The sequence below is a fragment of the Streptomyces sp. BL1 genome (assembly GCF_057628045.1).
Window position 1 is genome coordinate 4,089,631 of sequence record NZ_JBXYWZ010000002.1, and the last position, 24,515, is coordinate 4,114,145.

The window sequence follows — 24,515 nt, forward strand, 5'->3', positions numbered from 1 at the left end:
CGGGATCCAGATGTGCGATCCAGCCGAGCAAAGGGGCTCCACCGTTGTCCAAAAAGATCATCCTCGACTGCGACCCGGGGCATGACGACGCGATCGCCATGCTCCTCGCGCACGGCAGCCCCGACGTCGAGCTGGTCGCCGTCACCACCGTGGTCGGCAACCAGACGCTGGAGAAGGTCACCCGGAATGCGCTCTCCGTCGCCCGCATCGCCGGCATCACCGGAGTCCCGTTCGCGGCCGGCTGCCCGCGGCCCCTGGTGCGCACCGTCGAGACGGCGGAGGACATCCACGGCGAGACCGGACTCGACGGGCCCCAACTGCCCGAGCCCGAGCTGGAGCTGGACCGGCGGCACGCCGTCGACCTCATCATCGACACGGTGATGGCGCACGAGCCCGGCGAGATCACCATCGTGCCCACCGCCGGCCTCACCAACATCGCGCTCGCCGTACGCAAGGAGCCCCGGATCGCGTCCCGCGTCCGCGAGGTCGTGCTGATGGGCGGCGGCTACCACGAGGGCAACTGGAGCCCCGTCGCCGAGTTCAACATCGTGATCGACCCCGAGGCCGCGCACATCGTCTTCAACGAGAGCTGGCCGGTCACCATGGTCGGCCTCGACCTCACCCACCAGGCGCTGGCCACCCCCGACGTCATCAAGAAGATCGACGCCGTGGGCACGAAGCCGGCCCGCTTCGTCAACGAACTCCTCGACTTCTTCGGCGCCACCTACCGCGAGATGCAGGGCTTCGACCACCCGCCGGTGCACGACCCGTGCGCTGTGGCGTACGTCATCGACCCGGACGTCATGTCCGTACGCAAGGCCCCCGTCGATGTCGAACTCCGCGGCGGCCTCACCCTCGGCATGACCGTGACGGACCTCCGCGCGCCCGCGCCCGACGACTGCCACACGCAGGTCGCCGTCGGCCTCGACCACACGCGCTTCTGGAACCTCGTCGTGGACGCGCTGGAGCGGATCGGCGACGGCGCCGCATGAGCACGGCAGCCACCGCCCCCGCCCCCGTGGGCCGCCGCCCGGTCCGCGTCGGAGTCCTGCTCACCGCGCTCCTCGTGGCGTGCTTCGCGTTCCAGCTGAACGCCAGCATGCTCAGTCCGGCGCTGAAGAGCATCCAGGACTCCCTCGGCGCCACCTCCGCCGAAGTCGGCCTCACCCAGACCGCGTTCTTCACCTCGGCCGCGCTGTTCTCCCTGTTCCTCCCGCGGCTCGGCGATGTCATCGGCCGCCGCAGGGTGCTGGCGGGCATGCTCGCGCTGATGGTGATCGGCTGCGTGATCGCCGCCCTCGCGCAGAGCGTGCCCATGCTCTTCGCGGGCCGCATCATCCAGGGCGTGTCAGGGCCGACCGTGCCGCTCTGCCTCATCATGCTGCGCGTCGAGGTCACCGAGCCCAAGAAGTACGGCACCCTGCTCGGCGTCATCACCGCCGTCAACGGCGGCATCGCCGGCGTCGACTCCCTCGCCGGCGGCTGGCTCGCCGACCACCACGGATTCTCCTCGGTGTTCTGGGCCATGGCCGTCGTGGCGACGCTCGCCGCGGTCCTCGTCGCGACCCTCACCCCGGAGTCCAAGTCCGAGGAGGCGACCCGGATGGACTGGCCCGGCGTCGGGGCCCTCGTCGTCTCCGTCGGCGCGCTGCTCGTCGCGCTCAACGAGGCCGGCAAGCTCGCCGCCGCCGACTGGCCGCTCATCGCCGTCCTCGTCGTCGTGTCCGCCGCCGCCTTCGCCCTGTTCTGGCGTACGGAGGGCCGCAGCAGCCATCCCCTCGTCGCCATCCGGCACTTGAAGCAGCGCGCCACCTGGGCGACTCTGCTGACGACCGTGCTCACCATGACCGGCGTCTTCGCCGTCATGAACGGGCTGATCCCGGCCTTCGCCCAGGACGCCCGCGCCGGCCTCGGCATGACCGCCGAACAGTCCGCGTGGTGGACGCTCACCCCGTACGCCCTCGCCGGGCTCGCCATGGGCCCGCTCGCGGGACGCCTCGCCGCCACGTACGGGTACGGCCGCATCCTCCGCCTCGGTCTGACGGGGGCCGCCGCGACGGTGGTCCTGATGATCCTCACCCTCGGCGGACAGTCCAAGGCCATGCTGCTCGCGGCCTCGGTCCTGGTCGGCATCACGTACGCGGGTGTGGGCAACATCGTGCTGAACGGCCTCGGCATCGTCCTCTCGCCCCGCGAGAACCCCGGCTTCCTGCCCGGGCTCAACGCCGGTGCCTTCAACCTCGGTTCGGGCCTCAGCTTCGCGGTGCTCTCCGCGGTGCAGACGGTGGCGCAGCCGGCCGACGAGACGTCCTCGGCGGGCTACACGGCCGGTATGACGGCAGGCGTCGTCATCATGGCCGCGGCCATCGTGGCCTCGTTCCTCATCCCGAAGCCCACCCAGGCCGAAGCGCACGCCTGAGGGTTCTTCGTCCTGAACGGCCGGCCTCCGTACGGGGGTTGGCCGTTCGGCGTTCTCCGGTCACCTGTCGCCCGTCCCCGGCAGGGGCGGGGTGCCCGGCGGCAGCGTGCGGTGCCCGGTGGCGCGCTCGTACGCCCGCCCCATGCCGAGCAGCTCCGGCTCGGCGAACGGCCGCGCGAGCAGCTCCACCCCCACGGGCAGTCCGTCACCCGTGAACCCGGCCGGCACGCTCAGCGCCGGGAAGCCGCTGTAGCCCGACAGCCGGCAGTTGGCGTACGGCTGCGTCGTCCCGACCTTCCCCGGCGGCTGGCTCACCGACGGATACACCAGCGCGTCCAGGTCGTGCTCGCGCATCAGCTTCGTCAACTCGGCCCGCAGAACGTCCCGTTGGCGCAGCTTCTCCAGATACTCGGGGTTCGGCAGCGCCGGGCTGTCCACCCAGGCGCGCAGCGTCTCCAGCACGCTCGGCGTGACCTCCCCGGACTTCGCGATGTCGGCCAGCGTCACCTCGTCGTACGGGGCGACCAGCCGCGCGAGCCGTTCGGGACGCCCGTCGGCGGACGTCTTCAGATAGGCGTTCAGGTCCCGTTCGAACTCGTTCCGCACCCGGTTCGCGCCCGCCGCCGCCTCCGTCACCGCGGGCTGCGGCCCGAGTTCGACCGCCGTGGCGCCCTCCCGGCGCATGTCGGCGACGGCCTTCCGTACGACCGTGTTGGTCGGCGCGGCCTCCGGCTCCGTACCGAAGTTGTCGGTGAAGACGCCCACACGCCGGCCCTCCAGCGACGCACGGGACAGCCCGTCCAGATAGCTCCGCGGCACCTTTCCGCGGGCCGCCTCCGTGCTCGGGTCGCGCGGGTCGTACCCGGCCATGGTGTCCAGCAGCAGCGCGGCATCCCGTACGGACACCGTCAGCGGCCCCGCCGTGTCCTGCGTACCGGCCAGCGGCGCGATGCCGGCCCGGCTGGCCAGCCCGAACGTCGGACGCAGCCCCACAAGGTTGTTGTGCGCGGCGGGAATCCGTACGGAACCGCAGGTGTCCGTCCCCAGCCCGGCCGGCGCGAACGCCGCCGCCACCGCCGCCGCGCTCCCGCCGCTCGAACCGCCGGGATGCCGCGTCACGTCGTACGGATTGCGGGTCTGCCCGCCCAGCGAACTGATCGTGGTGACGCTCATCGCGAACTCATGCATGTTCGTCTTCGCCAGCACGATCGCCCCGGCCTCGCGCAGCCTGCTGATCTGCGTCGCGTCCCGCCCCGGCCGCATGTCGCGCAGCGCAACCGACCCGCTCGTGGTCGGCATCCGCGCGGTGTCCATGTTGTCCTTCACCACCACGGGAATCCCGTGCAGCGGACCCCGCGTCCGCCCCTCCCGCCGCTCCGCGTCCAGCCGCGCCGCCTCGGCCCGCGCCGAACGGTTCACGGCGATCACCGCGTTGACCCCGGCCCGCCCGTTCCGGTCCTCCTCGTACGCGCCGATCCGCCGCAGATAACTCTCGACGAGCCGCACGGAACTGGTCCGCCCCTCCCGCAACGCCAGCCCCAACCCCTCCACCCCGAGCCGCTCCAGAGGCACCCCGGCGTCCGGGGCGGCCCCGGCTCTCGGCGCGTCCCCGGCGTTGTGTGCGGCCCCGGTTCTCGGCGCGGCTTCAGCGCCCCGTACGGCCCCGGTTCTTGGTTCGGCCCCGGCGTCCTGTGCGGCCCCGGCTCTCGACGCGGCCCCGGCGCCCCGTACGGCCCCGGTTCTCGGCGCGTCCCCGGCATCGTGTGCGGCCTCCGCCCCCTGCGCAGCGCCCACTTCGCGTACGGCTCCGCCCTCGCGCGCGGCCCCTGCGGAGGGCGCACCCACCAGCGAGGCGGGCAGCACGAGCCCCAGCAACACCAGACCGACAGCTCGACGCAACATCCCAAGTCCTCCCCGGCAGAGGCGAGTTGGCCCAGAACACATCTGACACCCCCACTCGCCCCCGTCAACCCACCCCGCAAGCGGCCCCGCACACAAAAGAACCCCCAGGCCACTGACCTGGGGGTTCATCTCTGAGCGGGCGACGGGAATCGAACCCGCGCTCTGAGCTTGGGAACCGCAGTGGCTGTAGGGGCAGTTGGGGCCCTGGCCAGTGCGCCCGGCCCCCACGCCCCATCGGCCAGCATCCTCGATGACCCGCTGTTGACCGTGGTTCACCGACGCTACGGGCACGGATCGGGCATGCGCGTGAGCACCGTTTAGGGCTGGGGGAGTGTGGCCATCGGCTGAGCTGTGACGGCGGCACCGTACGGAACTAGGGACTGCCCGTTGCGACGTCCACAGTCCAGTGACTCGCTACCTGTCTGGCGCCTAACCTCACAGCCTCGTTGAGGAGTATGAAACGTTGGCATGTGCCCCAATCTGTGGCAGCACGCTTGCGGACGGTGCAGTCTGCTGGAGGTCGCGGCGTCGACTGGTCTGCAGAACACACTTGCTGTTATCTAGGGACCTCTCACTGAACTGAACTCGAAGCCGCGAAATATTCTCATCCCTGACGTAGAGGGTTATCCTGTCCGCTAGAGCTTGTTCCGTCCCGTCAGGGGGTAGTGATGCTTAGGATCTCAGAAGCAGAAAATTTCGGCGCCATTGATGCTGACGCAGACGAACTGCTCCGCGAATGCTTTCAGGATCATCCGGCCTATATCGCTGCTAGGGATAACAAGAAATTTCTAATTTTGGGTCGCAAGGGCTCAGGGAAAACTGCAATCTTCAAGAAATTTCTAACCGATAGAAGTTCGGCAGAATTCGCCTATGGCCATTCATTCGATGATTACCCTTGGCAGCATCACGACCTGCAAGCGCAAACGGGGGTTCCCGAAGAGAGGCGTTACTTCCACAGCTGGAAGTATTTGACTCTGGTCGGACTTGCCAAGATTCTACTCAATGTAGATCAGAGTCAACCGTGGAGTGACGACTCGTTCGAGGCCGTGCAGGCACTTGAGGATTTTGTCGTGGACTCGTATGGCACTCGCGATCCCGATGTCCGGCAACTGTTCAGCCCTAATAAGGAACTGCGGTTCAAAGGGACGCTGAAGATTCCCTACCTGGAAATCTCTGGTGAACGGGTCCGAATCAAGGATCTTCCTCCGCATATCCAGGAAGTAAATAGGGCGATTCAGGAGCACGTCTTGCGTGCGCTCAACCCTGAGCACTCTTACTATATTTGCTTCGATCAGCTGGACCTTGGCTTCACGAAGGACGACCCCGCGTACTCTCAGCGGCTAATCGGTCTCATTCTTGCTGCAAGGGATCTATTCCTCGCTGCGCGATCCTATGGCAAGAAACTTAACGTGGTTGTTTTTTTGCGTGACGACATTTTCCAGGATTTGCAGTTTGAAGACAAGAACAAGGTCAAGGATAATTTCTCCGAGTTGGTTGTGTGGAGTGAATATGGGAGTGGCCTTACTCTGAAGATGCTCATGGAGAGCAGGTTTAGTCGAGTTCTTGGTGATGCATCATCTCCGGACGTCTCCTGGGGGTCAGTATTTGATGAGACGCGGGAGATGCCCAGTAGGCAGAGCAAGTACAAGCACATCTGTGATCGAACTTTCTTGCGGCCTCGTGACATAATTAAATTCTGCAATGAGGTATTGCAGCAGCACAAGGCGCCAATGATCGAAGGTAATCCTCAGTTTGACAATCAAGTCGTGCATGAAGCGCGATCAGGCTACTCTGACTACCTCCTCAATGAGCTTGATGATGAGATTGCCAAGCACGTCCCCAATTACAAGGAGTATTTGGAGGTCGTAAAGGAGATCGGGTCCGTGCATTTTGCACTGGATGATTTTTCCTCCGCCTGGTCGAGAAGAGAAAGCCTTAGTGGTATAGATCCGATCTACGCGTTGGGTCAGCTCTTTGAGTTTTCCATCGTCGGATACCTCAAGCCAGGAGGAAGGGGTGGGGGATCTGAGTACGTGTGGCGGTATCGTGATCCCCGAGCTCGATTCAATTCTTCGGCGGAGGTATTTCGCGTGCACCCGGGATTTAAAGAGGCATTGGACCTGCTGAGCCGATAACCTTCGCGCGACCAAGACTCAGGTCGGTGGAGCAGCTTTGGGCTGGAGCTGCTTTAGGGTTAGGGGGCGGGGGTCACTAAGCTGCCTACGACTCGGGCAGTACCTCGCCTGCCCGGAATTGTCCGAGCGCGGCCCCCGAACTTAGAGGCTCGGCCCAATGTGGCTGCCTAAGCCGTGGAGCCGACCGGACCCGGCCATGAGCTGTTCCTCGCAAGCAAGTTGGCACCGTCACGTCATGAGCGCGGGCTGGCGGACCGGGCCGGAGCGGGTCGGAGACAGGAGCGGCGGCCCGGGGAGCCGGGCCGCGTCCGGGGAACGGGACGCGAGCCGCCTTGATGCAGAGCGGGGCCACGTTGAAGGACACGATTGTCCGTGCTGGGCAGTCCTCGGAGAAGGCGGCGCTGATCTATCAGCACTCGCCGTTGGAGCGTCAGCGTGAGGTCGCCGCCGGCATCGCCGCGCGCGTACAGGCGGAGCGGGATGCGGCTGCCCGGAAGCGTGAGGAGTCCAACGCACCACCTCCTGAAGGCGGATCGGGCACGTAACGGGCACGGAAGCCCTAGAGAGGTCCAGACAACGAAGAAGCCCCAGGTCGCTGACCTGGGGCTTTGTCTCTGAGCGGGCGACGGGAATCGAACCCGCGCTCTGAGCTTGGGAAGCTCATGTTCTACCATTAAACTACGCCCGCGAAGAGCCGGAGAGACTCCGGCTCGGCGTCGGACACTCTACCCCATCCACGACCCCCGCCGCACAGGCCGAGGGGTCTTTTCGCTGTTCCCGGGTGGGAGGAAGTGGCCGTGGCGGTGGGGAGTTGAGGCGTACGGTGGATCACGGAGTGCCGCTCGTGAGTGCGCCCGGTTCATCCCCTAATGTGGCGTTCGTCGTCCACGTATCTGGGGAGAGGGAAGCGATGGAATCCACCGTCGTCCGGTGTGCCGAAGGGCATGTGTTCAGCACCTCGTCGTTCCCGATGCAGAACCTCGGGCCCGACCGGATCGGGCCGGGCCGGCTGCTGCGGTGTCCGCGCTGTGCGCGGCTGCGGAACGCCGTGCCGGTGGAGGAGGATCACCGGCGCTGAGCAGGGGCTGAACGGGCACTGCCGACAGACAGAGGGTGCAGGACGCGACGCGGGGCCGGTCCGATTGGGCCGGTCCTGTCTCGTGCGCGTAGTCTCGGTCCGTGCTTCTCTCAGACAAGGACATCCGTACCGAGATCGATGCCGGACGGGTGCGGATCGATCCGTACGATCCGGCGATGGTCCAGCCCTCCAGCATCGACGTGCGGCTGGACCGCTGGTTCCGGGTGTTCGAGAACCACCGCTATCCGCACATCGATCCCGCCGTCGAACAGGCCGATCTGACGCGGATGATCGAGGTGGAGGGGGACGAGCCGTTCATCCTGCACCCCGGCGAGTTCGTGCTCGCGTCCACGTACGAAGTGATCACGCTTCCCGAGGACCTCGCCTCCCGGCTGGAGGGGAAGAGCTCGCTCGGCCGGCTCGGGCTGCTGACGCACTCCACCGCGGGCTTCATCGACCCCGGCTTCTCCGGCCACGTGACGCTCGAACTGTCGAACGTCGCGACGCTGCCGATGAAGCTGTGGCCGGGGATGAAGATCGGTCAGCTGTGCATGTTCCGGCTGACCTCGCCGGCGGAGTTCCCGTACGGGTCCGCCCAGTACGGGTCGCGTTATCAGGGACAGCGGGGGCCGACGCCCTCGCGCTCGTTCCAGAACTTCCACCGCACCCAGGTCTGAGACCGGCACCCCACGACCGGCACCCCACGTCCGGGACCGCACCGTTCCGGGTGGACCGCACAGGTCCAACAGACCGCAGCACAGGGCAAACAAGGCGAACAAGGGCACGAACGTGACTGCAGAGCGCGAGAATCTGACGTACAACCTCTTCGGACAGGCCATCCGCGAGCTCGCGCAGACGGTCGCGGACGACGGCTTCGAGCCGGACATCATCCTGTCCATCGCGCGCGGCGGCCTCTTCGTCGCCGGCGGTCTCGGCTACGCGCTGGACGTGAAGAACCTGCACGTGATGAACGTCGAGTTCTACACCGGCGTGGGCGAGACGCTCGACATGCCCGTGATGCTGCCGCCCGTGCCGAACGTCGTGGACCTGAGCCGCAAGAAGGTGCTCATCGCGGACGATGTCGCGGACACCGGCAAGACCCTGAAGCTGGTGCAGGACTTCTGCGCCGAGCACGTCGCGGACACCCGCAGCGCGGTGATCTACGAGAAGTCGCAGTCGCTGGTGAAGTGCGAGTACGTGTGGAAGCGCACCGACCAGTGGATCAACTTCCCGTGGAGCGTGGAGCCTCCGGTCGTCCGCCGCGAGGGCCAGATCCTCGACGCCTGAGCCTCGACGCCTGAGCGGTACGCCGCGCGCCCGGCGGGCCCTTCGGGATCCTGCCCCGCCTGGCCGTCCGCCGGACCGTACCGCGGCGTAAACTGGGGTGTACTGAGGGTTCTTCGCGTGCCGTCTTCCACGACGGCGCCGTTCTTGGTGATCGAAGACGCCGGGCGCTCCGCCGGCCCGGAGGCAGGCACGCGTCATGAACGTGACCGCAGACCGCACACTCATGATTCATGAGTCCCGCCCGGCACCGGACCTACGGCTGGCCCTCAAGCCGGAGGGTGCCCCCGCAGGGCTCCTGGACGGTGCGTGGTGGCCCCGCTCCCGCAATCTCCTCCGGGAACTCCCGGCGCTCACCGACGTGTTGGACCCGCTGTGGGGCCGCATCACACGGATCTCCGTGAATCCCGAGCGCTGGCCCGTCGTGCCACGGATGGTGCCGGTCACCGGGCATTCGGTGAAGGTCGGCTGGTTCAGGGCGGAACAGGACCCGCACAAGCTGCTGCTCGTGTCGTACCGCGTGGGCCGCTGGGACCTGCTGGTCATTCCGCCCGAGGCGAGTGCGGCGACGGCGGCCCGGCTCATGGCGGCCGCGAACGGTTCCGGTGACCTCCGCACCGCGAGCGCGCTCATCGCGGCGGACGACGCGGCCCAGTCGATCGTCGGGTGGCGGCGCCTCCGGGAGCAGTGGGAGACGGAAGGCGGCGCCGTCTCCGCGGCGGCCGCGTCCCGCGCGGTGCCCGCGGCACGGGCCGGGAAGGCGTGAGGTCGGAGGCCCGTACGCGCGCGTGCCCCCGCCGGGCGTCCCCGGCGAGGGCACAGGAGTACGTACTCGGTGGTGCAGGGGGGTGGCTCAGAGGCCGAGCAGACCCAGGGCCGTTTCCAGAACGCCGGTCACGGTCCCGAGCAGGTCGCTGACGAGGGCCATCTTCTTCTCCGTTTCACGCGGCAGGTCGGTCCGCCGTCACCCGGCGCCGCCGGCCGGGATCCGCAGCCCCCGGCGCCGTTCGGTGTCGACGCGCACTATTTGACGCGGCGTCTATTACGCATCAGTAACCCTGCTGTGAAAGGCCCTTGACCCGTTCACCAAAGCACCGGGAAAGGTGCGAACCGCCCCGACGCGGGTGCGGGAACCGCACGGGGCGGGCGCGTGAGCCGCCGCCGGGTCAGGCCGGGGTGACGGAGGTGCCGAGGAGCGCGGCGGGTCCGGTGGTGACGGAGACCCCGCCCGGTTCCGGCGGCAGGGGGGTGGCCGGCGCCGGGCGGGGAGTCTGACGGCCGCGCTGCTGCCACTGCCGGAACAGCTCGGCGTAGATGGGGGATTCGCGCCAGTACGCCGCGACGGGGTCCGGCTGCGGCCGCCCCGGTGAGCGCGGCTGCGGGGGCGCCTGACCGGGCGCCTGCGTGTACGACGGGGAGCCCGACTGTGTGTGCGTCTGCGAAGGCGACTGGGGGGCCGACTGCCCGTGGGACTGCCCGTGGCCGGGGGAAGCGGGCGGCGTGTACGGCTGCGCAGCGGGCCGCGGGTACGCCGACGGCTGCGGTGTGTACGGCTGCTCCACGTACGACTGCCGCACCTGGGTCCCCCGGATCCGGGCCTGCCGGACCTGCGACTGCTGCGCCTGCTGAGGCTGGGCCTGCCGCACCTGCGAGAGGCCGGACCGGTGTGACGGGCTCGCCGGCTGCGCCGGTGCCGCCTGCTGCGTCAGGCCCGACTGCCGTCCCGGGCCGGGCTGTTGAGGCCGGCCGAGCTGCTGAGTACCGAGCTGCTCGGCGCCGAGCTGCTGAGCGCCCGGCTGCTGAGTGCCGAACTGCTGGGACCGGCCGAGCTGTTCGCTCTGTCCGAACCGCGGGGGCGGCCCGAGCTGCTGGGTCTGCCCGAACTGCTGCGGCTGTGCCTGCGCGGGCGGATGCGGCTGCGCGTACGGCTGTGCGTACGGCTGCGGAACCGCGAGCGACTGCGCGGGCGCATGCCCGGGCCACTGTGAAGGCGTCTGCGATGGCGACTGCGAAGCCGACTGCACGAGCGCCTGCGAGGCCGGCGGTGCGGCCGGCTCGGGGTACTGCTGTGGCTGCGGGGGCACGGCTGGATGTGCCTGTACGCGTACCGTGCGGCCCGTGGCCGCGAGCGACAGCGCTCCGACGCCCGTCGAGGTCTCCATATTTGCCCCTGATGTGCGTAATGCCGGTTTCCGGTGGATACAGGTGGCGGAACGTTACTTCCTCCGCGCGGTCCACTCCGCGGACACAAGCCGTTCCCGGTCGGATCAACGAGGGCGGGTACGTACGGCTCCGCGCCGCAACACAATCGTTGCTCGCAGAAGGTGAATTGTGTGCTGATCTGTCCGGTCTGTATCAGGGGCGAAAGCAGGACGGAAACGCACAACTCCCCCGTCCTGTGCGCCTGTCGGCGTACGGGGCGGGGGAGCGTCGCGCGCGTCGTCCGGCGCGCGGAGGTCTCCAGCGCGCAAGCCGCGAGCTGCGGGCCGCGGCCTGCGGCCCGCGGTCTACAGCGTGCCGAGCTTGATCAGGGCCAGCAGCGCGATGAGCTGGATCGCGGAGGCGCCGAGCGCCTTCGGCCAGGGCAGGTCGTGCGAGCGGCTGACCATCGAGGTGAACAGCGCGCCGGCCACGATCCAGGTCACCCAGCCGAGCACCTGCACCAGCGGGGCCGTGCCGCCGAGGAAGAGGGCGAACAGCAGCCGCGGCGCGTCCGTCATCGACATGATCAGCATGGACAGGCCGACCGTGGGCTGCCACGAGCCGGTCCCGCCGAACTGGCGCGCCAGCGTGTGTGTCACGGCGCCCAGGATGAGGCCGGCCAGGACGATCGCGACGCCGGTGGTCAGCACGTACGGGATGGCGCTGGCCAGCGTGGCGTTGATGACCTCCTCGCGGGCCTCCTCGAAGCCGAAGACGGCCAGCAGCCCGTACACGAAGGTGACGATCAGCGCCGGGCCCCACACCGGGTAGTCGCGCATCTGCCAGAAGGTCGCGTCGGGGCGGGTCACGATGCCCCGGAGCAGGTCCTTCCAGTGCAGCCGCGGCCCGGGCGGCGGAGCGGCGGAGCCACCGGGCCCGTAGGTGTCGCCCTGGCTGTAGCCGCTGTCCGGCCCGTACGGGTCGGACACGCTGAACGCCTGTGTGTGGCCGGGGTTGTTGGCGTAGGGGTCGTGCGGGGCGCCCTGCGGGCGGCCGGGCGCCTGCCCGGCGCGCGGATCACCGAGGTACTCCGGCTCGCCGTGCCGTCCGCCGCGGGAAGCCGCCGGTCCCGAAGGCCCCGAGGGGCCGCCCGCCTGCGGCCAGGGCTGCCGCGGAGCGCCGCCCTGGGGGCCGCCGCGCGGGGGCCGGTTCGGCGGCTGCTGCCCGCCCTGGGCCCCCGGCGCCTGCTGCGGGCGCGGGGGATACTGCCTCTGCTGCTGCGCGTCCCGGGAGCCCCGGCCGCGTCCGATCCTGAAACCAGCCACGTCTCGAACGTACCTCTTCACGGGCCGCCGGTAGTCGGGGTGAGGGGGCCGGGAACCGCATTGTGGCTGTTCCGGTACAACACCTCGGGCGGATCCCGGAGAAAGCTCCCGGAATTCCCCGGGGTTCGCCCCTAGGGGATGCGCCGGTGTACGGCGCGCTCAGAGCCCGGCGTACGGCGCGCTCAGGGGGTGCTCCGGCGTGCGGGGGCCGCCTGCTGTACGACGTCGTGCCCCGGGAGCTGTACGGCGAGGGTCACCACGGCGCCGGAGCCGTTCGCCCGTTCCACCGTGAGCCGGTCCGTGACCAGCCGGGCCAGCCACAGGCCGCGTCCGCTGGGCGCCCCGTCGACTCCCGGCGCCAGCTTGGGAATCACGTCCTCGGTGAAGCCGGGGCCGGAGTCCTCGACCCGGCACTCCAGCTCGGTCCCGAGCTGCCGCAGCAGCAGGCTGCCCCGGCCGCCCGCGTGCTCGACGGCGTTGGTGACCACGGCGTCCACGGCCACGATGAACTCGCCGCGGCGCGGCTCCCCGAGGCCGGCCCAGGCGGCGCACTCCTCGACCTGGATGCGCAGCCGCGGCAGATCGCGGGAGGTGAAGCGCATGCGGCACAGGCGCTCGTCGCTCAGCATCAGTTGACCTCCTCGACGGAGAGGGTGAGCGCGCTGATGGAGTCGGAGCCCAGCCTGCGGAGCGTACGGGCCTGGAACGGGGTGCAGTTGACGGCGACCCCGACCCGGGCCTCCGAGGCCAGGCGTAACAGGTCGGCGGCGCAGCCGACGCCGAGGAAGTGCAGCCCGGTGAGATCCACGGTCAACGCCGCGGCGCCCAGCCCGTTACGAGAGACCGGCCCGCTATGAGCGTCCGGCCCGTCACGCGAAGCCCGCCCGTCACCCGGGATCCGCCTCTCACGCGAACGCCACTCGTCACCCGAGCCCGGCCCGTCACCCGAGCCCCGCTCTTCCCGCCGTACCGCGTCCTTGAGCGCGGTGTGCAGCGCGTGGCAGAACTCGTCGCTCGTGGCGATGTCCGCCTCGCCGATGAGCCGCAGCGATGCCGGCTCCGCCGGACCGGACGGGACCGACCGCAGCGAGCCCACCGCGTCCAGCAGCGTGCGCGGATGGGCCCGCAGCATCCGCTCCAGCACCTCGCCGCTGAACCACCGCCCGTCGTAGGCGCAGACCTCGCTGTACGGGCGGCCCTCGAAGAGGTGCTGCGCCGAACACTCGCGCCGCATCACGTCGTCGACGTCCGTACCGAGATCGGCGACCCACGCCATGTCGATGTACGCGCGCATCGCCGGATAGCCCTCGCGCACCGCGAGGTCGGCCTCCTCGATGAGCCGCTGCCACTGCCGCTCCGCGGTGAAGCCGCGGTCGGGCCGGATCAGCGCGCGCATGCTGCTGAGCGCCAACTGGCCGCGCTGCCAGGCCTGTACGAGTGCGGGCGTACGGGCGTCGAGCCGGCTGAGCAGCTGTTCGTCGGTGACCTCGGGCGCCATGAAGACCAGCACTTTCTCGCCCTCGATCAGCCCCTGCCGTACGAAGGCGCCCAGCACGGACCACTGGTCCCGGTCGCCGTCGTACGCCGTGAACGCGTGATCGCCCGGCCGTATCCGCTGCACGGGGATATAGCGGTCCCCATCGTCCGCCGCGCCGTCCGACACCCGGTGTCGCCTCCTCTGCCGCTGATCAGGAGGCTAGAGCCGTTGCGCGTCGAACGGTATCCCCCATCACGGGTTGGCCCATGTAAGGCGACAACTGACCGAATACGAACGGAGTCTGCCGTTCCACGGCAGACTCCGTTCGTAAGCTGCGAGTTCTTCTCGCGCCCTGTGGTGCTTACTTGGCCGGTTCCGGCTCCGGGGCCTCTTCGGAAGCGCTCTCGTCCGACGGGTCGGCGGGCGTCTTGACGGAGTCCAGCAGCAGCTGGGCCACGTCTACGACCTGGAGTTCTTCCTTGGCCTTGCCGTCGTTCTTCTTGCCGTTGACCGAGTCGGTCAGCATGACGAGGCAGAAGGGGCAGGCGGTGGAGACGATGTCCGGGTTGATGGAGAGGGCTTCGTCGACGCGCTCGTTGTTGATGCGCTTGCCGATCCGCTCCTCCATCCACATGCGGGCGCCGCCGGCGCCGCAGCAGAAGCCGCGCTCCTTGTGCCGGTGCATCTCCTCGTTACGGAGGCCCGGGACCTTGCCGATGATCTCGCGCGGGGGCGTGTAGACCTTGTTGTGCCGGCCCAGGTAGCAGGGGTCGTGGTACGTGATCAAGCCATCCACGGGGGTGACCGGCACCAGCTTGCCCTCGTCGATCAGGTGCTGGAGCAGCTGCGTGTGGTGGATGACCTCGTAGTGGCCGCCGAGTTGGGGGTATTCGTTGGCGAGCGTGTTGAAGCAGTGCGGGCAGGTCGCCACGATCTTCTTCTTCGACTGCTCGACCGTGACGCCCTCGTCCTCGTCCTCGCCGAAGGCGGCGTTGAGGGTGGAGACGTTCTCCTCGCCGAGCTGCTGGAAGAGGAACTCGTTGCCCAGACGGCGGGCGGAGTCACCGGTGCACTTCTCGTCGCCGCCCATGATGGCGAAGTTGACGCCGGCGATGTTCAGCAGTTCCGCGAAGGCCTTGGTGGTCTTCTTCGCCCGGTCCTCCAGCGCGCCGGCGCAGCCGACCCAGTAGAGGTACTCGACCTCGGTGAGGTCCTCCACCGTCTTGCCGACGACGGGGACGTCGAAGTCGACCTCCTTGGTCCACTCCAGCCGCTGCTTCTTGGCCAGGCCCCAGGGGTTGCCCTTCTTCTCCAGGTTCTTGAGCATCGTGCCCGCCTCGGACGGGAACGCGGACTCGATCATCACCTGGTAGCGACGCATGTCGACGATGTGGTCGACGTGCTCGATGTCGACGGGGCACTGCTCGACGCAGGCGCCGCAGGTGGTGCAGGACCACAGCACGTCCGGGTCGATGACGCCGTTCTCCTCGGCGGTGCCGATCAGGGGGCGTTCGGCCTCGTCGAGCGCCGACTGCGGGACGTTCTTGAGCTGTTCGGCGGTGGCCTTCTCCTCGCCCTCCATGGTCTTGCCGCCGCCGGCGAGCAAGTAGGGGGCCTTGGCGTGCGCGTGGTCGCGCAGGCTCATCATGAGCAGCTTCGGCGACAGCGGCTTGCCGGTGTTCCAGGCGGGGCACTGCGACTGGCAGCGGCCGCACTCGGTGCAGGTGGAGAAGTCGAGGATGCCCTTCCAGGAGAAGTCCTCGACGGCCGAGGCGCCGAAGCGGACCTCTTCCTCGTTGTCGTCGTCCAGCGCGGTCTCGAAGTCGATCTCCTTGCCGCCGGAGACCATCGGCTTCAGCTCGCCCAGCGCGGTGCCGCCCTTGGCGTCCCGCTTGAACCAGATGTTGGGGAAGGCGAGGAACCGGTGCCAGGCCACACCCATGTTGGTGTTCAGACCGACCGTGATCATCCAGATCATGGTGACGCTCAGCTTCACCATCGCCCAGAAGTAGACCAGGGTCTGCAGCGTGCCGGTGTCGAGCCCGTGGAAGGCCGCGACCAGCGGGTACGAGAGGAAGTAGTCCGCCTCGTAGCTGTCCACGTGGTGCAGCGCGCCCTCCAGGCCGCGGAGCATCAGGATGGCCAGGCCGATGATGAAGATGACGTACTCGACGAAGTACGCCTGGCCCGCCTTCGAGCCGGTGAACCGGGACTTGCGGCCCGCCCGCGAGGGCAGGTTCAGCAGCCGGATCACCATCAGCACCGCGATGCCGACGGTCGTCGCGACGCCGATGAAGTCGATGTACATCTCGTACGGCAGGAAGCCGCCGATGACCGGGAGCGTCCAGTCGGCCTGGAAGAGCTGCCCGTACGCGTTGATGATCGTGGGCGGCAGGGTCAGGAAGCCGATCGCCACGAACCAGTGCGCGACGCCCACCACACCCCAGCGGTTCATCCGGGAGTGACCGAGGAATTCCTTGATCAGTGTGGCGGTGCGCTGCTTCGGGCTGTCGGTCCGCGAACCCGCGGGGATCGGCTGACCGAGCTTCACGAAGCGGTAGATCTGCGCGATGGCGCGGGCGAATAGCGCAACGCCGACCGCGGTGAGCACCAGCGTGACGACGATCGCGGCGAGTTGCATGTCGGCTCCTCGGACCTGCGGGACAGCTCGCCCGGGCGGTCGCGTCCGCCCGTGGCTTGCTCTTACTAAGCAGTAACTTATCCAGTCTGTACGAGGTTACCCATTCTCGCGGGCGCGCTGTAGTCGACGCGGCGGTGATTTGCGTCGCTGAGGCCACCCTCAGCGATCACCCCGTCCAGACTTCTCCGGACCCTATCCGACCTGCGAAAACAGTGCTCGTGCGCATAAGAGTTGAGTCGGGGGGACTAAGGTCCGTTGACGCCAGGGGATCCGTCGTGCACTCTTGAGTCAGCTTCACTCAAGACATCAGCTGGAGGAACACGAAATGGCACGTGCGGTCGGCATCGACCTGGGTACGACGAACTCCGTCGTCAGTGTGCTCGAAGGCGGTGAGCCCACCGTCATCGCGAACGCGGAGGGCGCCAGGACCACGCCGTCCGTTGTCGCCTTCGCGAAGAACGGCGAGGTGCTGGTCGGCGAGGTCGCCAAGCGCCAGGCTGTCACGAACGTGGACAGGACGGTCCGGTCGGTCAAGCGCCACATGGGCACCGACTGGAAGATCGACCTGGACGGCAAGGACTTCAACCCGCAGCAGATGAGCGCCTTCATCCTGCAGAAGCTGAAGCGCGACGCGGAGTCCTACCTGGGCGACAAGGTCACCGACGCCGTCGTGACCGTCCCGGCGTACTTCAACGACGCGGAGCGGCAGGCCACCAAGGAGGCCGGCGAGATCGCGGGCCTCAACGTCCTGCGCATCGTCAACGAGCCCACTGCCGCGGCCCTCGCGTACGGCCTGGAGAAGGAAGACCAGACCATCCTGGTCTTCGACCTCGGTGGCGGTACGTTCGACGTCTCGCTGCTGGAGATCGGCGACGGCGTCGTCGAGGTGAAGGCCACCAACGGTGACAACCACCTCGGCGGTGACGACTGGGACCAGCGGATCGTCGACCACCTGGTCAAGCAGTTCAACTCCGGGCACGGCGTGGACCTGTCCAAGGACAAGATGGCGCTCCAGCGTCTCCGCGAGGCCGCGGAGAAGGCGAAGATCGAGCTGTCCTCGTCCTCCGAGACCACGATCAACCTGCCCTACATCACGGCCTCCTCCGAGGGCCCGCTGCACCTGGACGAGAAGCTGACGCGCTCTCAGTTCCAGCAGCTGACCTCGGACCTGCTGGAGCGGTGCAAGACGCCGTTCAACAACGTCATCAAGGACGCCGGCATCCAGCTGTCCGAGATCGACCACGTGGTGCTCGTCGGCGGTTCGACCCGTATGCCGGCCGTCGCCGACATGGTCAAGGACCTGACCGGCGGCAAGGACGCCAACAAGGGCGTCAACCCGGACGAGGTCGTCGCCATCGGCGCCAGCCTGCAGGCCGGTGTGCTCAAGGGTGAGGTCAAGGACGTCCTGCTGCTGGACGTCACCCCGCTGTCCCTCGGTATCGAGACCAAGGGCGGCATCATGACCAAGCTCATCGAGCGCAACACCACGATTCCGACGAAGCGTTCGGAGACCTTCACCACGGCCGAGGACAACCAGCCGTCGGTGCAGATCCAGGTCTTCCAGGGCGAGCGCGAGATCGCGGCGTACAACAAGAAGCTCGGCATGTTCGAGCTGACCGGCCTCCCCCCGGCCCCGCGGAACGTCCCGCAGATCGAGGTCACCTTCGACATCGACGCGAACGGCATCATGCACGTGTCGGCGAAGGACCTCGGCACCGGCAAGGAACAGAAGATGCAGGTCACCGGCGGGTCCAGCCTGCCGAAGGACGACATCGAGCGCATGATGCGCGAGGCCGAGCAGTACGCCGACGAGGACGCCAAGCGCCGTGAGTCGGCCGAGACGCGGAACCAGGCCGAGCAGCTCGTCTACACGACCGAGAAGTTCCTCGAGGACAACGCGGACAAGGTCGAGGCCGAGGTCAAGACCGAGGTGGAGACCGCCGTCGGCGACCTCAAGGAGAAGCTGAAGGGCGAGGACACCGCGGCGATCCGCGAGGCCAGCGAGAAGGTCGCGGCCACCAGCCAGAAGCTGGGCCAGGCCATGTACGCCGACGCGCAGGCCGCCCAGGCCGGCGACGGCGCCGAGGGTGCCCAGGCCGGTGCCGGCGAGGCCAAGGCCGAGGGCCAGGACGACGACGTCGTCGACGCCGAGATCGTGGACGACGACCAGCAGAAGCCGAAGGACGGTGCAGCGTGACGGAGGAGACCCCGGGCTCCCCCAAGGAGTCCGACGTCCCCGCCGACGCCGTACAGCCCGAGGACGCTGCGGCGCAGGCCGCCGGCTCCGCCCCCGCCGACGAGGCGGCGGGCGGGCCGGCGGCCCCGGCCGGGGACGAGACCCTGCAGGACATGCCGGACGCACAGGACGCCTCGCTCGTGGCGCAGCTCGACCAGACCCGGACGGCGCTCCATGAGCGCACCCAGGATCTGCAGCGGCTGCAGGCGGAGTTCCAGAACTACCGCCGCCGTGTCGAGCGGGACCGTGCCGCGGTCAAGGAGACCGCCGTCGCGAATCTGCTGACGGAACTCCTGCCGGTGCTCGACGACATCGGTCGCGCCCGGGACCACGGCGAACTCGTCGGCGGCTTCAAGTCGGTGGCGGAGTCGCTGGAGATGGTCGCGGCGAAGATGGGCCTGATGCAGTTCGGCAAGGAGGGCGAGCCCTTCGACCCGACCGTGCACGAGGCGCTGATGCACTCGTACTCGCCCGAGGTCACCGAGACCACGTGCGTGCAGATCCTTCAGCCCGGGTACCGGATCGGCGAGCGTACGATCCGCCCCGCGCGGGTCGGCGTCGCCGAGCCGCAGCCCGGCGCGTCGGGTCCCGCGGGTGCGGCGCAGGACGGGGACAGTGCTGAAGACGAGGAGACCGGTGGCCCGGACGAGGGCTGACGCCCACGCCGGGAAGTTCGGTATACGGGAGGAGGGACGTCGGGGATGAGCACCAAGGACTTCATCGAGAAGGACTACTACAAGGTCCTCGGCGTCCCCAAGGACGCCACCGAGGCCGAGATCAAGAAGGCGTACCGGAAGCTCGCCCGCGAGAACCATCCGGACGCCAACCGCGGTGACCCGAAGGCCGAGGAGCGTTTCAAGGACGCGTCCGAGGCGTACGACGTGCTCGGCGACGCCAAGCGGCGCAAGGAGTACGACGAGGCCCGCTCGCTCTTCGGCAACGGCGGCTACCGTCCCGGCGGTGCCGGGGGACCCGGCGGCGGCAGCTTCAACTTCGACTTGGGCGACCTGTTCGGCGGAACCCAGCCCGGCGGGGCCGGCGGCCCCGCCGGCGCGGGCGGTGCCGGCGGCTTCGGCGGCGGGCTCGGCGACGTGTTCGGCGGGCTGTTCAACCGCGGCGGCGCCGGCACCCGTACGCAGCCGCGGCGCGGTCAGGACGTCGAGTCCGAGGTGACGCTGAGCTTCACCGAGGCGGTGGACGGGGCCACGGTCCCGCTCCGGATGTCCTCCTCGGCGGCGTGCAAGGCGTGTTCGGGCACCGGCGACAAGAACGGCACGCCCCGGGTGTGCCCCACCTGTGTCGGCACCGGGCAGGTCTCGCGCGGGACGGGCGGCGGCTTCTCGCTGACCGACCCGTGCCGGGACTGCAAGGGCCGCGGTCTGATCGCCGAGACTCCCTGCGACACCTGCAAGGGGTCGGGCAGGGCGACGAGTTCGCGCACCATGCAGGTCCGCATTCCCGCCGGGGTCTCCGACGGGCAGCGGATCCGGCTGCGCGGCAAGGGCGCCCCGGGGGAGCGCGGCGGTCCGAACGGAGATCTCTACGTCGTGGTGAACGTCGACGAGCACCCGGTGTTCGGGCGCAAGGGCGACAACCTCACCGTCACCGTGCCCGTCTCCTTCCCGGAGGCGGCGCTCGGCGGTGAGATAAAGGTGCCCACGCTCGGCGGGCCCCCCGTCACCCTCAAGCTGCCGCCCGGCACGCCGAGCGGCCGCACCATGCGGGCACGCGGCAAGGGCGCGGCGCGCAAGGACGGCACCCGGGGAGACCTGCTGGTCACCATCGAGGTGTCGGTGCCGAAGGACCTGACGGACAAGGCGAAGGACACGCTGGAGTCCTACCGCGACGCGACAGCGGGCGAGGAGGATCTCCGCGCGGCGCTGTTCGAGGCCGCGAAGGGAGACTGAGCCCGGACCCCCAGGCGTAGAGAACCGGTCATGGCCGCGAAGGGAGACTGAAGGTGAATGGCCGAGGCGGACGCAGGCACAACCCGTATGAGCTGACCGAGGAGACGCCTGTCTACGTCATCTCGGTGGCCGCTCAGCTCTCCGGTCTGCACCCGCAGACCCTGCGCCAGTACGACCGGCTCGGCCTGGTCTCTCCCGACCGCACGGCCGGGCGTGGCCGGCGCTATTCGGCGCGGGACATCGAACTCCTGCGCCAGGTCCAGCAGTTGAGCCAGGACGAGGGCATCAACCTGGCCGGCATCAAGCGCATCATCGAGCTGGAGAACCAGGTCACCGCGCTCCAGTCGCGGGTCGCCGAGCTCCAGCAGGCGGTGGAGGGCGCGGCGGCGGCGATGCAGCAGCGCGAGGCGCAGGTGCACCAGTCGTACCGCCGCGATCTGGTGCCCTATCAGGATGTGCAGCAGTCCAGCGCGCTGGTGGTCTGGCGGCCCAAGAAGCGCCGGGACTGACGGCGCGGCGGTGCGCCGCCGACGCGCGACGAAGCCCCCTCCGTACGGCGTACGGCGGGGGCTTCCGTGTCCGGTGTGCCGGCCGTCAGCCGCGCAGGGCGCTGCTGCTCATGGTGCGGTCCACGGCGATGTGCACCAGGACCCGTTCCGGGTTGGGGCGGGGCGTACGGCCGTAGCGCTCCTCGAAGCGGCGCTCCGCGTCGGCCACGTCCTCCGCGTCCGTACGGATGCGGGCCCGGCCCTCCAGGGTGGCCCAGTGGTGGCCCTCGACCTGGCAGAGCGCGACCCGCATGCCGTTGTCGCCGGCGGCGAGGATGTTGCGGACCTTGCGGCTGCCGCGGCTCGCGATCACCCGCGCGGTGCCGGTCTCCGGTTCGTACGTGACGCTGACGGGCACCACGTGCGGGGTGCCGTTCGGTCGGATGGTGGTGAGGGTCGCGTAGTGCTTCGCGCGCCAGAACTCCGTGAAGGCGGGTCCGGGGGCGGTGGCCGCGGTGGCCGGTTCGGAGGTGGTCATGGGGAACGAATGTAGCCCCTACAGAGTTGAGTGGAATAGACTCAACTTGATGGATGCTGAAGCAGTCAGAGGGTAGTGCGGACAACGACATAGGAGGAGCGCACGACAGTGGACGCCGAGCTGACCAACAAGAGCCGGGACGCGATCAGCGCGGCCAACGACCGCGCCATCGGGGACGGGCACCCGGACATCACCCCGGCCCATCTGCTTCTCGCCCTGCTGGAGGGCGAGGACAACGAGAACATCCAGGATCTGATCGTCGAGGTCGGCGCCGACCAGGCCGCGCTGCGCTCCGGCGCCGAGCGGCAGCTGGCCGCCCTCCCCAAGGTGCAGGGCTCGACCGTCGCGAAGCCGCAGCCCGACCGTGAGCTGCTGGCCGTCATCGCGGACGCGAGCCAGCGCGCCAAGGAGCTCGGCGACGCCTATGTGTCCACCGAGCACCTGCTGATCGGCATCGCGGCCAAGGGCGGCGAGTCCGGCAGGGTGCTCTCCGAGCAGGGCGCCTCCGACAAGAAGCTGCTGGACGCCTTCCAGGAGTCGCGCGGCAGCAAGCGCGTCACGAACGCCGACCCGGAGGGCACGTACAAGGCGCTGGAGAAGTTCGGCACCGACCTCACCGCCTCGGCCCGCGAGGGCCGGCTGGACCCGGTGATCGGGCGCGACCAGGAGATCCGCCGCGTCGTGCAGGTGCTCTCCCGGCGTACGAAGAACAACCCGGTGCTGATCGGCGAGCCCGGCGTCGGCAAGACCGCCGTCGTCGAGGGGCTGGCCCAGCGCATCGTGAAGGGCGACGTGCCCGAGTCCCTGCGGAACAAGCGGCTCGTCGCGCTGGACCTGGGCGCCATGGTGGCCGGGGCGAAGTACCGCGGCGAGTTCGAGGAGCGGCTGAAGACCGTGCTCTCCGAGATCAAGGAGAGCGACGGGCAGGTCATCACCTTCATCGACGAGCTGCACACCGTCGTCGGCGCGGGCGCCGGGGGCGACTCCGCGATGGACGCGGGCAACATGCTCAAGCCGATGCTGGCCCGCGGCGAGCTGCGGATGGTCGGTGCGACGACCCTCGACGAGTACCGCGAGCGGATCGAGAAGGACGCCGCGCTGGAGCGCCGCTTCCAGCAGGTGCTGGTGTCCGAGCCGACCGTCGAGGACTCCATCGCGATCCTGCGCGGCCTGAAGAGCCGTTACGAGGCGCACCACAAGGTGCAGATCTCCGACGGCGCGCTGGTGGCCGCCGCCGCGCTCTCCGACCGGTACATCACGTCCCGGTTCCTCCCGGACAAGGCCATCGACCTCGTGGACGAGTCCGCTTCCCGGCTGCGGATGGAGATCGACTCGTCCCCGGTCGAGATCGACGAACTCCAGCGTTCGGTGGACCGGTTGAAGATGGAGGAGCTGGCGCTCACCAACGAGACCGACCCCGGTTCCGTCCAGCGGCTGGAGCGGCTCCGCCGCGAACTCGCCGACCGCGAGGAGGAGCTGCGCGGTCTCACGGCCCGCTGGGAGAAGGAGAAGCAGGGGCTGAACCGCGTCGGCGAGCTGAAGGAGAAGCTCGACGAGCTGCGCGGCCAGGCCGAACGCTCCCAGCGGGACGGCGACTTCGCCGCCGCCTCGCAGCTGCTGTACGGCGAGATCCCCACCCTGGAGCGGGAGCTGGAGGAGGCGTCGGCCGCCGAGGAGGCCGCCGCGTCCGAGGGCACCGCCAAGGACACGATGGTCAAGGACGAGGTCGGCGCGGACGACATCGCCGACGTCGTCGCCTCGTGGACGGGCATCCCGGCGGGCCGGCTGCTGGAGGGCGAGACGCAGAAGCTGCTGCGCATGGAGGACGAGCTGGGCAGGCGGCTGATCGGCCAGTCGCAGGCCGTCCGCGCGGTCTCCGACGCCGTACGCCGCACCCGGGCCGGTATCGCCGACCCGGACCGGCCCACGGGCTCGTTCCTCTTCCTCGGCCCGACCGGTGTCGGCAAGACCGAACTGGCCAAGTCCCTCGCGGACTTCCTCTTCGACGACGAGCGGGCGATGGTCCGCATCGACATGAGCGAGTACAGCGAGAAGCACAGCGTCGCGCGGCTGGTCGGCGCCCCGCCCGGCTACGTCGGGTACGAGGAGGGCGGCCAGCTCACCGAGGCGGTGCGGCGGCGCCCGTACAGCGTCGTGCTGCTGGACGAGGTGGAGAAGGCGCACCACGAGGTCTTCGACATCCTGCTCCAGGTGCTCGACGACGGGCGGCTCACCGACGGGCAGGGCCGGACCGTGGACTTCCGCAACACCATCCTGGTGCTGACCTCCAACCTCGGCAGCCAGCACCTCGTCGACCCGCTGGAGAAGGAGGAGGAGAAGCGGGAGAAGGTCCTCGCGACCGTACGGGCCTCCTTCCGCCCCGAGTTCCTCAACCGGCTGGACGACCTGGTGGTCTTCTCCGCGCTCAGCGGTGCGGAGTTGAGCAGCATCGCGCAGCTGCAGATCGACTCGCTGCAGCGGCGGCTCGCCGACCGGCGGCTCACCCTGGACGTCACACCGGCCGCGCTCAAGTGGCTGGCCAGCGAGGGCAACGACCCGGCGTACGGGGCGCGCCCGCTGCGGCGTCTCGTGCAGACGGCCATCGGCGACCAGCTCGCCCGCGAGATCCTCTCGGGCGAGGTCCAGGACGGCGACACGGTCCGCGTCGACCATGTCGACGGGTGGGACGGCCTGATGGTCGGGAAGTCCTCCGCGGGTTCCGCTGCCGCGGAGGGGTGACCCTGGGGCGCCCCTGCGGGGCGCCCTGCCGACCGTGCGCGGGCGTGACGCCGTCCTCCCGCCGCGGGCGGCGTGGCGCCCTCTTCCCGCCGCAGCGGTAAGGGAGTTCAGCGGTACGGACCGGCGGTCTCGGCGCGGCTTGCGTCGGGACCGCCGACCGGATCCGCTCGCCGGAGCGCCGCCGCGGCGGGGAAGGAGGGCGTG

The 24,515-nt window shown here is 69.2% G+C and carries 19 protein-coding genes, 1 tRNA gene and 1 pseudogene; 13 read left to right on the forward strand and 8 right to left on the reverse strand.

The annotated features are described in order from the left end of the window. The first annotated feature begins 44 nt into the window (after positions 1 to 44). Together uriH and uriT are read left to right on the forward strand one after the other, a co-directional pair. Positions 45 to 992, forward strand: coding sequence for a uridine-preferring nucleoside hydrolase UriH (gene uriH / locus AC3AGO_RS18050; protein WP_487821243.1), 948 nt, complete (start codon positions 45 to 47; stop codon positions 990 to 992). After that, positions 989 to 2,419, forward strand: coding sequence for a uridine transporter UriT (uriT, locus tag AC3AGO_RS18055; protein ID WP_487821244.1), 1,431 nt, complete (start codon positions 989 to 991; stop codon positions 2,417 to 2,419). The genes uriH and uriT overlap by 4 nt, the downstream gene beginning before the upstream one ends. Before the next feature lie 60 nt (positions 2,420 to 2,479). Here the strand turns inward: uriT and AC3AGO_RS18060 are convergent, their stop codons facing one another. Then, positions 2,480 to 3,991 (reverse strand): amidase, encoded by a 1,512-nt coding sequence (locus AC3AGO_RS18060; RefSeq protein ID WP_487821245.1) that lies wholly within the window; start codon positions 3,989 to 3,991, stop codon positions 2,480 to 2,482. Positions 3,992 to 4,989: 998 nt separating this feature from the next. On the opposite strand from AC3AGO_RS18060, the gene AC3AGO_RS18065 reads away from it, so the two are divergent. Then, positions 4,990 to 6,456, forward strand: a complete 1,467-nt coding sequence (locus tag AC3AGO_RS18065) for a P-loop ATPase, Sll1717 family (protein WP_487821246.1) — start codon at positions 4,990 to 4,992, stop codon at positions 6,454 to 6,456. A 338-nt stretch (positions 6,457 to 6,794) separates the two neighbouring features. Next, a pseudogene (locus AC3AGO_RS18070) lies at positions 6,795 to 7,001 on the forward strand (tyrosine-type recombinase/integrase); the annotation flags it as partial. A 72-nt stretch (positions 7,002 to 7,073) separates the two neighbouring features. Here the strand turns inward: AC3AGO_RS18070 and AC3AGO_RS18075 are convergent. Continuing rightward, positions 7,074 to 7,144 (reverse strand) — tRNA-Gly (locus tag AC3AGO_RS18075). A 222-nt stretch (positions 7,145 to 7,366) separates the two neighbouring features. On the opposite strand from AC3AGO_RS18075, the gene AC3AGO_RS18080 reads away from it, so the two are divergent. From AC3AGO_RS18080 to AC3AGO_RS18095, 4 genes are all read left to right on the forward strand, one after another. Further along, positions 7,367 to 7,534: a hypothetical protein gene (locus AC3AGO_RS18080; protein WP_487821247.1), complete on the forward strand. Its 168-nt coding sequence runs from the start codon at positions 7,367 to 7,369 to the stop codon at positions 7,532 to 7,534. Positions 7,535 to 7,635: 101 nt separating this feature from the next. Beyond that, positions 7,636 to 8,211: a dCTP deaminase gene (dcd, locus tag AC3AGO_RS18085; RefSeq protein ID WP_487821248.1), complete on the forward strand. Its 576-nt coding sequence runs from the start codon at positions 7,636 to 7,638 to the stop codon at positions 8,209 to 8,211. A gap of 112 nt (positions 8,212 to 8,323) precedes the next feature. After that, positions 8,324 to 8,821, forward strand: a complete 498-nt coding sequence (locus AC3AGO_RS18090) for a phosphoribosyltransferase (protein WP_487821249.1) — start codon at positions 8,324 to 8,326, stop codon at positions 8,819 to 8,821. Between the two features lie 196 nt (positions 8,822 to 9,017). Beyond that, complete coding sequence (locus AC3AGO_RS18095; protein ID WP_487821250.1) at positions 9,018 to 9,584, forward strand: DUF5994 family protein; 567 nt, start codon at positions 9,018 to 9,020, stop codon at positions 9,582 to 9,584. 400 nt (positions 9,585 to 9,984) lie between these two features. On the opposite strand, the gene AC3AGO_RS18100 is transcribed toward AC3AGO_RS18095, so the two are convergent. From AC3AGO_RS18100 to AC3AGO_RS18120, 5 genes are all read right to left on the reverse strand, one after another. Then, a complete protein-coding gene (locus tag AC3AGO_RS18100) occupies positions 9,985 to 10,980 on the reverse strand; it encodes a hypothetical protein (RefSeq protein ID WP_487821251.1) in 996 nt (331 codons plus the stop codon). Between the two features lie 345 nt (positions 10,981 to 11,325). After that, the gene (locus AC3AGO_RS18105; protein ID WP_487821252.1) at positions 11,326 to 12,285 is read right to left on the reverse strand and encodes a Yip1 family protein; all 960 of its coding nucleotides are present in this window, start codon (positions 12,283 to 12,285) and stop codon (positions 11,326 to 11,328) included. Positions 12,286 to 12,467: 182 nt separating this feature from the next. Continuing rightward, positions 12,468 to 12,914: an ATP-binding protein gene (locus tag AC3AGO_RS18110; RefSeq protein WP_487821253.1), complete on the reverse strand. Its 447-nt coding sequence runs from the start codon at positions 12,912 to 12,914 to the stop codon at positions 12,468 to 12,470. Then, the gene (locus AC3AGO_RS18115) at positions 12,914 to 13,948 is read right to left on the reverse strand and encodes an MEDS domain-containing protein (protein ID WP_487821254.1); all 1,035 of its coding nucleotides are present in this window, start codon (positions 13,946 to 13,948) and stop codon (positions 12,914 to 12,916) included. The genes AC3AGO_RS18110 and AC3AGO_RS18115 overlap by 1 nt, the downstream gene beginning before the upstream one ends. A 175-nt stretch (positions 13,949 to 14,123) precedes the next feature. After that, complete coding sequence (locus AC3AGO_RS18120; RefSeq protein ID WP_487821255.1) at positions 14,124 to 16,403, reverse strand: (Fe-S)-binding protein; 2,280 nt, start codon at positions 16,401 to 16,403, stop codon at positions 14,124 to 14,126. Between the two features lie 325 nt (positions 16,404 to 16,728). On the opposite strand from AC3AGO_RS18120, the gene dnaK reads away from it, so the two are divergent. Genes dnaK through AC3AGO_RS18140 form a run of 4 tightly spaced genes read left to right on the forward strand, consistent with a single transcriptional unit; the run spans position 16,729 to position 21,055 of the window. Next, a complete protein-coding gene (dnaK, locus tag AC3AGO_RS18125) occupies positions 16,729 to 18,600 on the forward strand; it encodes a molecular chaperone DnaK (protein ID WP_487821256.1) in 1,872 nt (623 codons plus the stop codon). Beyond that, positions 18,597 to 19,295, forward strand: a complete 699-nt coding sequence (gene grpE, locus AC3AGO_RS18130) for a nucleotide exchange factor GrpE (RefSeq protein ID WP_487821257.1) — start codon at positions 18,597 to 18,599, stop codon at positions 19,293 to 19,295. Before dnaK ends, grpE begins: the two co-directional genes overlap by 4 nt. A gap of 45 nt (positions 19,296 to 19,340) precedes the next feature. Further along, complete coding sequence (dnaJ, locus tag AC3AGO_RS18135; RefSeq protein WP_487821258.1) at positions 19,341 to 20,546, forward strand: molecular chaperone DnaJ; 1,206 nt, start codon at positions 19,341 to 19,343, stop codon at positions 20,544 to 20,546. Between the two features lie 53 nt (positions 20,547 to 20,599). Continuing rightward, on the forward strand, positions 20,600 to 21,055 hold the full coding sequence (locus AC3AGO_RS18140; RefSeq protein WP_487821259.1) for a heat shock protein transcriptional repressor HspR: 456 nt from the start codon (positions 20,600 to 20,602) through the stop codon (positions 21,053 to 21,055). 85 nt (positions 21,056 to 21,140) lie between these two features. Here the strand turns inward: AC3AGO_RS18140 and AC3AGO_RS18145 are convergent, their stop codons facing one another. Beyond that, on the reverse strand, positions 21,141 to 21,572 hold the full coding sequence (locus tag AC3AGO_RS18145; RefSeq protein ID WP_487821260.1) for a pyridoxamine 5'-phosphate oxidase family protein: 432 nt from the start codon (positions 21,570 to 21,572) through the stop codon (positions 21,141 to 21,143). 108 nt (positions 21,573 to 21,680) lie between these two features. Here AC3AGO_RS18145 and clpB point away from each other — a divergent pair, with 108 nt between their 5' ends. Beyond that, a complete protein-coding gene (gene clpB, locus AC3AGO_RS18150) occupies positions 21,681 to 24,311 on the forward strand; it encodes an ATP-dependent chaperone ClpB (RefSeq protein WP_487821261.1) in 2,631 nt (876 codons plus the stop codon). The last annotated feature ends 204 nt before the right edge of the window (positions 24,312 to 24,515 follow it).

Excerpts from the sequence above, each read along its gene's own strand:
- uriT (WP_487821244.1), top strand. The coding sequence starts at position 989 with ATGAGCACGGCAGCCACCGCCCCCGCCCCCGTGGGCCGCCGCCCGGTC.
- AC3AGO_RS18065 (WP_487821246.1), top strand. The coding sequence starts at position 4,990 with ATGCTTAGGATCTCAGAAGCAGAAAATTTCGGCGCCATTGATGCTGAC.
- AC3AGO_RS18080 (WP_487821247.1), top strand. The coding sequence starts at position 7,367 with ATGGAATCCACCGTCGTCCGGTGTGCCGAAGGGCATGTGTTCAGCACC.
- AC3AGO_RS18095 (WP_487821250.1), top strand. The coding sequence starts at position 9,018 with ATGAACGTGACCGCAGACCGCACACTCATGATTCATGAGTCCCGCCCG.
- AC3AGO_RS18100 (WP_487821251.1), bottom strand. The coding sequence starts at position 10,980 with ATGGAGACCTCGACGGGCGTCGGAGCGCTGTCGCTCGCGGCCACGGGC.
- AC3AGO_RS18110 (WP_487821253.1), bottom strand. The coding sequence starts at position 12,914 with ATGCTGAGCGACGAGCGCCTGTGCCGCATGCGCTTCACCTCCCGCGAT.
- AC3AGO_RS18120 (WP_487821255.1), bottom strand. The coding sequence starts at position 16,403 with ATGCAACTCGCCGCGATCGTCGTCACGCTGGTGCTCACCGCGGTCGGC.
- dnaK (WP_487821256.1), top strand. The coding sequence starts at position 16,729 with ATGGCACGTGCGGTCGGCATCGACCTGGGTACGACGAACTCCGTCGTC.
- dnaJ (WP_487821258.1), top strand. The coding sequence starts at position 19,341 with ATGAGCACCAAGGACTTCATCGAGAAGGACTACTACAAGGTCCTCGGC.
- AC3AGO_RS18145 (WP_487821260.1), bottom strand. The coding sequence starts at position 21,572 with ATGACCACCTCCGAACCGGCCACCGCGGCCACCGCCCCCGGACCCGCC.